The 10,837-nt window shown below is 58.9% G+C and carries 9 protein-coding genes and 1 pseudogene; 5 read left to right on the forward strand and 5 right to left on the reverse strand.

Annotated elements, in window-relative coordinates; translation table 11 throughout:
• Positions 1–8: 8 nt before the first annotated feature.
• Positions 9–740: an RlmE family RNA methyltransferase gene (locus tag SKA53_RS03265; RefSeq protein ID WP_007204622.1), complete on the forward strand. Its 732-nt coding sequence runs from the start codon at positions 9–11 to the stop codon at positions 738–740.
• A 49-nt stretch (positions 741–789) separates the two neighbouring features.
• On the opposite strand, the gene SKA53_RS03270 is transcribed toward SKA53_RS03265, so the two are convergent.
• Entirely contained in the window at positions 790–1,392 is a 603-nt protein-coding gene (locus tag SKA53_RS03270; RefSeq protein ID WP_007204623.1) for a hypothetical protein, read from the reverse strand.
• A gap of 182 nt (positions 1,393–1,574) precedes the next feature.
• On the opposite strand from SKA53_RS03270, the gene recA reads away from it, so the two are divergent.
• The 3 genes from recA to SKA53_RS03285 all read left to right on the forward strand — a co-directional run bounded on the left by recA (position 1,575) and on the right by SKA53_RS03285 (position 5,742).
• On the forward strand, positions 1,575–2,654 hold the full coding sequence (recA, locus tag SKA53_RS03275) for a recombinase RecA (RefSeq protein ID WP_007204624.1): 1,080 nt from the start codon (positions 1,575–1,577) through the stop codon (positions 2,652–2,654).
• A 149-nt stretch (positions 2,655–2,803) separates the two neighbouring features.
• On the forward strand, positions 2,804–5,458 hold the full coding sequence (gene alaS / locus SKA53_RS03280; protein ID WP_007204625.1) for an alanine--tRNA ligase: 2,655 nt from the start codon (positions 2,804–2,806) through the stop codon (positions 5,456–5,458).
• Complete coding sequence (locus tag SKA53_RS03285) at positions 5,455–5,742, forward strand: DUF1330 domain-containing protein (RefSeq protein ID WP_007204626.1); 288 nt, start codon at positions 5,455–5,457, stop codon at positions 5,740–5,742. The genes alaS and SKA53_RS03285 overlap by 4 nt, the downstream gene beginning before the upstream one ends.
• A 108-nt stretch (positions 5,743–5,850) precedes the next feature.
• Here SKA53_RS03285 and typA read toward each other — a convergent pair whose 3' ends face one another.
• The 3 genes from typA to SKA53_RS03300 all read right to left on the reverse strand — a co-directional run bounded on the left by typA (position 5,851) and on the right by SKA53_RS03300 (position 8,699).
• Positions 5,851–7,668, reverse strand: a complete 1,818-nt coding sequence (gene typA, locus SKA53_RS03290; protein WP_007204627.1) for a translational GTPase TypA — start codon at positions 7,666–7,668, stop codon at positions 5,851–5,853.
• A gap of 78 nt (positions 7,669–7,746) precedes the next feature.
• Complete coding sequence (locus SKA53_RS03295) at positions 7,747–8,082, reverse strand: DMT family transporter (protein ID WP_007204628.1); 336 nt, start codon at positions 8,080–8,082, stop codon at positions 7,747–7,749.
• A 2-nt stretch (positions 8,083–8,084) separates the two neighbouring features.
• Positions 8,085–8,699 carry a YitT family protein gene (locus SKA53_RS03300; RefSeq protein ID WP_007204629.1) on the reverse strand — a complete coding sequence of 205 codons (615 nt, stop codon included), beginning with the start codon at positions 8,697–8,699 and terminating at the stop codon, positions 8,085–8,087.
• Between the two features lie 256 nt (positions 8,700–8,955).
• On the opposite strand from SKA53_RS03300, the gene SKA53_RS03305 reads away from it, so the two are divergent.
• On the forward strand, positions 8,956–9,879 hold the full coding sequence (locus tag SKA53_RS03305; protein ID WP_040482775.1) for a transferrin-binding protein-like solute binding protein: 924 nt from the start codon (positions 8,956–8,958) through the stop codon (positions 9,877–9,879).
• A 65-nt stretch (positions 9,880–9,944) separates the two neighbouring features.
• On the opposite strand, the pseudogene SKA53_RS03310 reads toward SKA53_RS03305, so the two are convergent.
• Positions 9,945–10,837 (reverse strand): annotated as a pseudogene (locus SKA53_RS03310) (NADP-dependent isocitrate dehydrogenase); the annotation flags it as partial.

Here is a 10,837-nt window from a genome sequence, read left to right on the forward strand (position 1 = left end):
AGCGCGTCATGGCGAAAAAACCCACCACCAAGAACACCTCTGGACGCGGCCAACGTGACCTGCATGTCAAGGTCAAGACGGCGCGCGGGCGCAAGCTGTCGTCGACCCAATGGCTGCAGCGGCAGCTGAACGACCCTTATGTCAAACGCGCCAAGGCGGATGGGTATCGCGGTAGGGCGGCCTATAAGATATTGGAACTGGACGACAAATACCGCTTTTTGGTGCCCGGCGCGCGGATCGTGGATCTGGGCTGTGCGCCCGGTGGCTGGTTGCAGGTCGCGGTCAAGCGCGCCAATGCCTTGGGCGAACGCACGTCCAAGGCGCAGGGCTATGTGCTGGGCATTGACCTGCAAGAGGTTGATCCGATCCCCGGGGCCGAGATTTACCAGCTGGATTTCATGGCCGATGATGCCGATGTGCAGGTCCGCGACTGGCTGGGCGGCAATGCCGATGTCGTGATGTCGGATATGGCGGCATCCGCATCGGGGCATAAACAGACCGATCACAACCGGATCATCGCGTTATGCGAGGCGGCGGCGCATTTTGCCTTTGACGTATTGAACGAAGGCGGCACCTTTGTCGCCAAGGTGTTGGCGGGCGGTGCGGAAGGTGATCTGCAAAAACTGCTCAAAGCGCGGTTCGAGAAGGTTGCCAATGTCAAACCGCCGGCGTCGCGGTCTGACAGTTCGGAAAAATTTGTCGTGGCGACAGGGTTCAAAGGCCGTGACACTGCCGGCTGACGCCGGATTTTTTTGAGTATTTTTGGAAATAAGAAGACGCAGACCGCGGTCAACCCTGTCCTGCCTGCCAGATGTCGAATTCTGCGGCGCGTTTATGGTGCAGTTGCGCGCGCACATCGTCCGACAGGGTCAGGTCCATATCGGGCGAGACGTTGATCTGTTTGAGTGTCAGGGTGAGCGAGAGACGGTGTTCGAGGAAAGCTGTCACCTGATCCCATGCCTCGTAGCGGAACAGATGTTGCACGCCGATTTCGCCGTCGTTGATGCGCAGGAATTTATCCTGTGATCCGACAGCGGCAAAGGGCGCGGGATCGCCTTTGCAATATTCCACCACGAAATCGTCAAAACTGATTCCCCGGGTGCTGTTTTGGTGCCCCACCAGATCGTCGCGGTTGCGGTACCGGTACCAGCTGCCCAGCCAGGACACCGGATGGCGCACGATCGCCATCAATTCTGGCGTCTTGCCGCCAGCCTGCACGAAAAACGGCCGCAAGAATCGTTTGTAGCGATAGCAGGGCGCATGTTTGAGATGCGGCGGATCGCGCAGCACCATGGATGCGCGCGGGGCCAGCGCGCCTTCGAGCGCGGTCGAGCCGGTTTTCGGCACCGCCAACAAAACAAGGTTCTGGTCCCAGAACACCAGCATCTGCATCTATTCCTTGCATCTTGAGGCGATCTTTCGCGTCATAACGCATCTTTAACCAATTGCCGTCCAGAGTGGGATAGGAAATTTCTGTTGCAATGTTCATGTTTTGATCGCATGTAATGTGGAACATAAGGCGAACAAAGCTTTGATTGCCCCTTGGCGGGGTGCGTGGAATAAGGACAGGGTAGATGGCAACGGCAGATCTTTTGAAAATGATGGACAAGAAAACCGCAGACAAGGAAAAGGCACTGGAAAGCGCCTTGGCCCAGATCGAACGCCAGTTCGGCAAAGGCTCGATCATGAAACTGGGCGGTCAGAACCAGATGCCCGAGATCGAGGCGACATCGACCGGATCGCTGGGTCTGGATATTGCTTTGGGGATCGGCGGGCTGCCCAAAGGCCGCGTGATCGAGATTTACGGCCCGGAATCGTCAGGCAAGACGACGCTGACGCTGCATTCCATCGCGGAAGAGCAGAAAAAGGGTGGCATTTGTGCCTTTGTCGATGCCGAACATGCGCTGGACCCGCAATATGCCAAGAAATTGGGCGTCAATCTGGATGAATTGCTGATCTCGCAGCCCGATACCGGCGAACAGGCGCTGGAAATCGTCGATACTTTGGTCCGGTCGGGTGCCGTGTCACTGGTTGTGGTCGATTCTGTCGCTGCCCTGACACCCAAATCCGAGCTGGAAGGCGATATGGGCGACAGTTCGGTTGGCGTGCATGCCCGCCTGATGAGCCAAGCGATGCGCAAGCTGACAGGGTCGATCAACCGGTCGGGCTGCATGGTGATTTTCATCAACCAGATCCGCATGAAGATCGGCGTGATGTTTGGCAGCCCGGAAACCACGACGGGCGGTAATGCGTTGAAATTCTATGCGTCTGTCCGGCTGGATATCCGCCGGATCGGCGCGATCAAGGACCGTGACGAGGTGGTTGGTAACGCGACCCGCGTGAAGGTGGTCAAGAACAAGGTGGCGCCGCCGTTCAAGCAGGTCGAATTCGACATCATGTATGGCGAAGGTATTTCCAAGACCGGCGAATTGCTGGATCTGGGCGTCAAGGCGGGTGTGGTCGAGAAATCCGGCGCATGGTTCAGCTATGGCGATGAACGGATCGGGCAGGGGCGTGAAAACTCCAAACTGTTCCTCAAGGAAAACCCCAAGATCGCAAACGAGATCGAGGACAAGATCCGCGCAGCCCATGGTCTTGAATTCGCAATGAGCGATAGTGACGGCCCGGCTGACGACGATATTGTCGAGATGTAAGCAAATGGGCGCAGCTCCGGCTGCGCCCTGACACTGCCTTTGGCTAAAAAGACGCAGCCACATGATCGCGTGATGCGGTCTATTGGTGGACACTGGCCTGTTGCACCGCTATTTCTGCCGCTGATAGATTTTTTCCTTGAAAGCGCGCCATGACCAGCCTTGCTGACATCCGTTCTACTTTTCTGAATTATTTCGAAAAACAGGGCCACCGTGTGGTCCCGTCGAGCCCGCTTGTGCCGCGCAATGACCCGACGCTGATGTTCACCAATTCGGGCATGGTGCAGTTCAAGAACCTGTTCACCGGGGTCGAAACACGCGATTACAGCCGCGCCACCACCAGCCAGAAATGCGTGCGCGCCGGCGGCAAGCATAATGATCTGGACAATGTCGGCTATACCGCGCGCCACCACACGTTTTTCGAAATGCTGGGCAATTTCAGTTTCGGTGATTATTTCAAATCTGATGCGATTCCTTTTGCTTGGGAATTGCTGACCCGCGATTTCGGGATCGACAAATCGCGTCTGCTGACCACGGTCTACCATACCGATGACGAGGCGTTCGATCTGTGGAAAAAGATCGGCGTCCCCGAAGACCGGATCATCCGCATCCCAACAGACGACAATTTCTGGCGCATGGGGCCGACCGGCCCCTGCGGTCCCTGCACCGAGATTTTCTATGACCACGGCGATCACATCTGGGGTGGCCCCCCCGGATCACCCGAAGAAGATGGCGACCGGTTCATTGAAATCTGGAACGTCGTTTTCATGCAGAACGAACAATTCGAAGACGGGTCGATGCGCCCGCTGGACATGCAGTCGATCGACACCGGCATGGGGCTGGAACGGATCGGCGCGCTGTTGCAAGGCAAGCATGACAATTACGATACCGATGTGATGCGCGCGCTGATCGAGGCGTCGGCCAACGCCACATCCTCGGATCCCGATGGTCCGGGCAACACGCATCACCGCGTGATCGCGGACCATCTGCGGTCCACCTCTTTCCTGATTGCCGAAGGCGTGCTGCCCTCGAACGAAGGCCGCGGCTATGTCTTGCGCCGGATCATGCGCCGCGCGATGCGCCACGCGCATCTGCTGGGGGCGAAAGACCCCGTGATGCACCGTCTGGTATCTGCTTTGGTGCAACAGATGGGGGCTGCTTATCCTGAATTGGGCCAAGGCCAGCGCCTGATCGAAGAGACGTTGATGAACGAAGAGATCCGTTTCAAACAGACGCTGGATCGCGGGCTGAAACTGCTTGACGATGAACTGGCTGGTCTGCCCGAGGATGCCGCCCTGCCGGGTGAGGCCGCGTTCAAGCTCTATGATACCTATGGTTTTCCGCTGGACCTGACGCAGGATGCCTTGCGCGAAAAGGGCCGCGCAGTGGATACCGACGGGTTCGATGCCGCGATGGCCGCGCAAAAGGCCAAGGCCCGCGCCGCATGGTCCGGCACGGGTGAAGCCGCCGACAGCGCGATCTGGTTTGATGTCGCCGATCTGGCGGGGCCGACCGATTTTCTGGGCTATGACAGTTTGGACGTCGAAGGCCAGATCAAGGCGCTGGTTGCCGATGGCGCAATGGTCCAGCAGGCGGGCGGTGCCGTGCAGATCGTGCTGAACCAGACGTCATTCTACGCCGAATCCGGTGGTCAGGTTGGCGATGCTGGAATTTTGCAAACCGACACCGGCACAGCCCAGATCACCGATACCAAAAAGGTCGCGGGCGTCTTTATCCATTTCGCCACTGTCACCAACGGGACCATCGCCGTGGGCCAAGGCGCGGCGTTGCGCGTGGACGCAGGCCGCCGTGCGGCTGTTCAGGCCAACCATTCGGCCACGCATTTGTTGAACGAGGCGTTGCGCGAAACCTTGGGCGATCATATCGCGCAGCGCGGGTCGCTGAACGCGCCCGACCGGCTGCGGTTCGATTTCAGCCATACCAAACCGGTCAGCGCGGATGAACTCGCGCAGATCGAACGCGATGTAAACGCGCTGATCCGCCAGAATACCCGTGTCGAAACCCGCATCATGGCGCCCGATGATGCGCGCGCGCTTGGCGCGCAGGCGCTGTTTGGCGAAAAATACGGCGACGAGGTGCGTGTTGTGTCGATGGGCCGCAAGGATGGGTCTGGCAAGGGTGCGGCAGGCAATACCTATTCGCTGGAACTTTGTGGCGGCACGCATGTGCGCCAGCTGGGTGAAATCGGTGCCTTTGTCGCCTTGGGCGATGCGGCCTCCAGCGCCGGTGTGCGCCGGATCGAGGCGCTGACAGGTCAGGCGGCACTTGATTACCTGCGCGCGCAGGATCAGCGGTTGGCGGATGTGGCCGCCGCCTTGAAAGCCCCGGCCAGTGATGTCGCAGACCGGGTCAAGGCGCTGATGGATGAACGCCGGACGCTGGCCAATGAAGTCGCGCAATTGCGCCGCGAACTGGCGATGGGCGGCGGCGCGCAAGGGGCATCCCCCGCGCTGCAGGTCAATGGCATCGCCTTTCATGCGCAGGTGCTATCCGGTGTGACGGGCAAGGATTTGCCGTCGCTGATCGACCAGATCAAGACCGATCTGGGCAGTGGCGTTGTGCTGTTGATCGCCGATACCGGCGACAAGGCAGCAATCGCCGTGGGCGTTACGGCAGACTTGACGACGCGCGTCTCGGCCGTGGATATCCTGCGCGCGGTCACACCAGAACTGGGCGGCAAGGGCGGCGGTGGCCGCCCCGACATGGCGCAAGGCGGCGGCGCGTCAACCCAAAACGCCGAAGCCGCCATCACGCAAGCAAAATCAATCTTGGAGAAACTGTCATGACCGCACTCTGGATCGCCCATGTCAAAGTCACTGACGATGCCGCTTACGGCGAATATGCCCGGCGCGCCACGTCAGCCATCGCAGATCACGGTGGCGTTTTTCTGGCCCGTGGCGGCGCCTATGAACAGCTCGAAGGGCCGGATCGCCCCCGCAACGTCGTGGCCCGCTTTCCCAGCTTGCAAGCCGCACATGACTGCTATTATTCGACCGCCTACCAGGATGCGCTGAGCCATGCCAAAGGCGCCAGCCAGCGCGAGCTTTGCATCGTCGAAGAAATCGCCTGACAAAAAAAAGGCCACGCCCGTTCAAGGCGTGGCGCTGTCTTTCCCATCTTCCGAGCGCAAATATCCCCGCCGGAGGCTTCGCGCTGGTCACACCAGCGCGAAGTCACATCATGCGCTGCGCGAATTCTTCTTGCGCTCATGCGGATCAAGAAACCGCTTGCGCAGCCGGATCGCATTCGGGGTCACTTCGACCAATTCATCATCGTCGATATAGGCAATCGCCTGTTCCAGCGACATGGTCACCGGCGTGGTCAGGCGTACCGCCTCGTCCGTGCCAGATGCACGCACGTTGGTCAGCTGCTTGCCTTTCAGCGGGTTCACTTCAAGATCGTTGTCGCGGCTGTGTTCGCCGATGATCATGCCGGTATAAACCGCTTCCTGCGCGCCGATGAAAAACTTGCCGCGGTCTTCGAGCTTCCACAGCGCATAGGACACCGACACACCGTTTTCCATCGAGATCAAGACACCCTGACGGCGGCCGTCGATCTTGCCTTTGTAGGGCGCCCAGCCGTGGAACAGCCGGTTCAGAATACCGGACCCGCGTGTATCCGTCAGGAATTCGCCGTGATAGCCGATCAGCCCGCGTGACGGGACATGCGCGATGATGCGGGTCTTGCCGGCACCGGCGGGTTTCATTTCGACCAATTCACCCTTGCGCGGGCCGGTCAGCTTTTCCACGACCGCGCCGGTATATTCGTCATCCACGTCAATGGTGGCTTCTTCGATGGGTTCATGGCGGACGCCGTCGATGTCCTTGAAAATCACCTGCGGGCGGGAAATCGACAGCTCGAACCCTTCGCGGCGCATGTTTTCGATCAATACGCCCATCTGCAATTCGCCGCGGCCCGAAACCTCGAACGCATCGCCCATGGCGGTATCGGCGACCTTGATCGCAACGTTGACTTCGGATTCGCGCATCAGCCGTTCGCGGATCACGCGGCTTTGCACCTTTTTGCCATCGCGGCCCGCCAGCGGGCTGTCGTTGATGCCAAAGGTCACGGTGATGGTTGGCGGGTCGATCGGCTGGGCGGGGATCGCGGTGTCGATGGACAGATCGCAGATCGTATCGGCCACGGTCGCCTTGGTCATACCGGCAAGGGTCACGATATCGCCTGCCTCGGCCACATCGATGGGTTGCTGGCTCAGACCGCGGAAGGCAAGGATCTTCGAGACGCGGAATTGTTCCAGCTTGTCACCGTTGCGCGACAGCGCCTTGACGGTTTCGCCTGCGCGCAGGGTACCTGCCTCGACGCGGCCGGTCAGGATGCGTCCGATGAACGGATCGGCCGACAGGGTGGTCGCCAGCATCTGGAACGGCTCTTCGCGGCGGCTGATCTGCGCGGGCATCGGGACATGTTCCAGCACTTTGTCGAACAGCGCGGACAGGTCCTTGCGCGGACCATCAAGCTGTTCATCACACCAGCCGGCACGGCCGGATGCATACATGACCGGGAAATCCAGCTGTTCGTCGCTGGCTTCTAATGCGGCGAACAGGTCGAACACGTCATCGACGGCCTGATCGGGTTCGCCATCGGCTTTGTCCACCTTGTTGACGACAACGATGGGGCGCAGCCCCAGCGCGAGCGCCTTGGATGTCACGAATTTGGTCTGCGGCATCGGGCCTTCGGCGGCATCGACCAGCAGGACAACACCGTCAACCATCGACAGAATACGTTCGACTTCACCACCGAAATCGGCGTGGCCGGGGGTGTCAACGATGTTGATCCGCGTGCCTTTCCATTCGACGCTTGTGCATTTCGCCAGAATGGTGATGCCGCGTTCGCGTTCGATGTCGTTGCTGTCCATCGCGCGTTCTGTGGTGGCTTCGTTTTCACGATACACACCGGATTGTTTCAAAAGTTCATCGACAAGCGTTGTCTTGCCGTGGTCAACGTGCGCGATGATCGCGATATTGCGGATATCCATGGGTCAGCCTTATGGGAAATTTAGCTGCGCGATACCGTGCAATCGCAGCAAAAGCCACCCCTTAATCGCAAGGCCGCGTCAGTGCGGTGATGTGTGTGAAAAAAGATGAATGACAAGGATGCCGCACAGGATCATCCCGATCCCGACCACCGCAGGCAGATCAAGCCGTTGACCGAACACCAGATAGCCGATCGCCGCGATCATCACGATCCCCAGCCCCGACCACATCGCATAGACCACGCCCACCGGCATCACCCGCAGCGTCTGAGCCAGCAGGTAGAATGACAAGCCATAAGCGATGACAACCAGCACCGATGGCCAGAACCGCGTGAATTGATGGCTGGCTTGCAGGGCGGTGGTGCCGATGGTTTCGGCAATGATCGCAAAGATCAAAAAGATGTAATGCAACGGCATGATCAGCGTCCTGTATACCGGTCGGGGCGGTGGTTCGTGGCGATGATCAGGTTCGCAACCACGGCACCGGCCAGCGAATACAGCACCAGCCCGGGGGCGATCACAGCAAAGGCCGCCGCGAACAGGCACAGATCGAAAATCAACTGGGTATAGCCCGCGCGAAACCCCGTCCGGTCCTGAATGAACAGCGCCAGAATACCGATCCCGCCAAGGCTGGCACCATGCCGGAACAGCACGATCAGGCCCAGACCCGTGACCGCCCCGACCAGCACCGCCCCCAGTAACGGGTCTAGTGCTTCAAACACGATCAACTTGGGAAAGCTCTCGGCCATCAGCGACACCAGCCCGACGCAAAGAAAGCTTTTGAGCGTGAACCGTGGCCCCATCCGCAACCATGCCAGCCAATAGAACGGCAAGTTGACGCAAAAGAATACCAGCCCGAACGACAGCCCCGTGCCATAGGACACCAGCACCGCCAGCCCTGCGGTTTGTCCGGTGATCAGCCCCAGATGCGTCAGCATCGTCACTCCCAAAGCACACATCGCCGTGCCAAGCGCAAAGGCCTGCGCGTCTTCGATGCGGGTATGCGGGGCGGGGGTGGTGGCGGTCTGGCTCATGGCACCGCGTTAGCCAGAACAGCCCATACACGCAAGCCGTGCAATGCCGAATCCAGCAACAAGGGGCGGCGTTGCATCACAGGCAAGTATGGCCTGCCGGGCGATACGGATGGCGCGTTGAAATAAACCATAAGGTGACTAAGCTTATAGCTTATACACGTTTTAATTGATTATTTATTACAACTTGCCTAAAATGTAAGGTAAATGGATTTGGTTGGGTCCCCGCGTGGGCCGCGTAACAAGTGAGGAGCGTTAAATGAAGAAGTTGATACCCTATGTTATCATGGGTGCGGGAGCTATGGCTTTGGCGGGATGTGGGGCCTCGGTTGTGGATGTCGTGGGCACAGGCGCGGTTAACGGCACCAACGGGCTGCCGTTTGCCAGCGGCGTTGTCACAGGTGGAGGCGCGCTGTCTACCGCGGTCACAGGCCGCACGGCCAGCACCAGCAGCGTGTCTTTCGCCGCCGGAAGCGGCACTGGAAACTTTCAGGAAAGTACGTTCGCCGTTCAGGGCCTGACGCCGGACAGTATCCGGATCACCTATAACGGCGCAACATCGGATCTGGCCAGACTTGGCACTGGTGAAAACTATCGCGTGACGACCGGGACGGTCGATGAATATCTGACGCGTGTGATGCGCCCCGGCACTGCTGTGTCTGCCTATACTTATGCGCGACTTGACTTCACAAATTTGCAAGACAGTCGGATCATCCGTTTCGTGATCGGGAATGACACCAATCCCGCGAACCTGAGCGGTACCGCAAGTTATGCCGTCCAGCTGGACGGAACCGGCACTCAATTGGCCAACGGCAGAGTGCGTTCCCTCAATATTGACGGCGACGGCACAATCAACGCAAACTTTGCGACAAATGCTGTCAACGGAACGCTGACAGTTCGCACCAGAACCAGTGGTGTTGATAATGATACAGCGACGCAAAGCGCAAGAAACGATGGATTTTCACTGACTGGTACGCGCAGTGGTGCGGGGTTCACGGCAAATGCGACACGGACAGATTGTCTGTTCGCCGAAGCCTGCGTGTCAAAGTCAACCCTGTCAGGCAATTTCTATGGCCAGACTGGCGGCGAGATTGCCGGCATCGGGGTTATTGACGAGACGGCGACATCCGCCACCGGCCTTGTTGAAACCAAGGGTAATTTTGCCTTTATCGGGGCGCAGTAAACGCAAAGCAGTAAACCGCACGGCAGCACCACAAAAAAGGGGGGCCAATCGGCCCCCCTTTGGTTTTACATCGCGGCGTTCAGGTTCTGATCCACCTTTTCAAGGAATCCTTCGGTGGTCAGCCATTTCTGGTCGGGGCCGACCAACAGCGCCAAATCCTTGGTCATGAAGCCGCTTTCGACCGTATCCACCACGACCTTTTCCAATGTTGTCGCGAAACTCATCAACTGCGCGTTGTCGTCCAGTTTCGCGCGGTGCTTGAGCCCGCCGGTCCAGGCAAAGATCGACGCGATGGAATTGGTCGATGTCGCCTTGCCAGCCTGATGCTGGCGGTAATGGCGGGTGACGGTGCCATGGGCGGCCTCGGCCTCGATGATCTTGCCATCGGGGGTCATCAGCGCCGATGTCATCAGGCCGAGCGAGCCAAAGCCCTGTGCCACGGTATCGGACTGCACGTCGCCGTCATAGTTTTTACAGGCCCAGACGAATTTGCCTGACCATTTCATCGCGGATGCGACCATATCGTCGATCAGGCGGTGTTCATAGGTGATGCCGGCGGCCTTGAATTTGTCGGCGAATTCTTCTTCGAACACCTTTTGGAACAGATCCTTGAACCGCCCGTCATAGGCTTTCAAGATCGTGTTTTTAGTAGACAAATAGACCGGCCAGCCAAGGTTCAGCCCATAGTGCAGCGAAGCGCGCGCGAAATCGATGATGCTTTCGTCAAGGTTATACATGCCCATCGCCACACCGGCGCCGGGGCTGTCATAGACGACCTTTTCGATCACGGTGCCGTCGTCGCCCACGAATTTCATGGTCAGCTGGCCTTTGCCGGGCATCAGAAAATCGGTGGCCTTGTATTGGTCGCCGAACGCGTGACGGCCGATCACGATCGGATCGGTCCAGCCAGGCACAAGCGCGGCACGTTCTTGCAAATGATCGTGCGCGAACACACACG

The sequence above is a fragment of the Yoonia vestfoldensis SKA53 genome (assembly GCF_000152785.1).
Taxonomy (GTDB): Bacteria; Pseudomonadota; Alphaproteobacteria; order Rhodobacterales; family Rhodobacteraceae; genus Yoonia; species Yoonia vestfoldensis_A.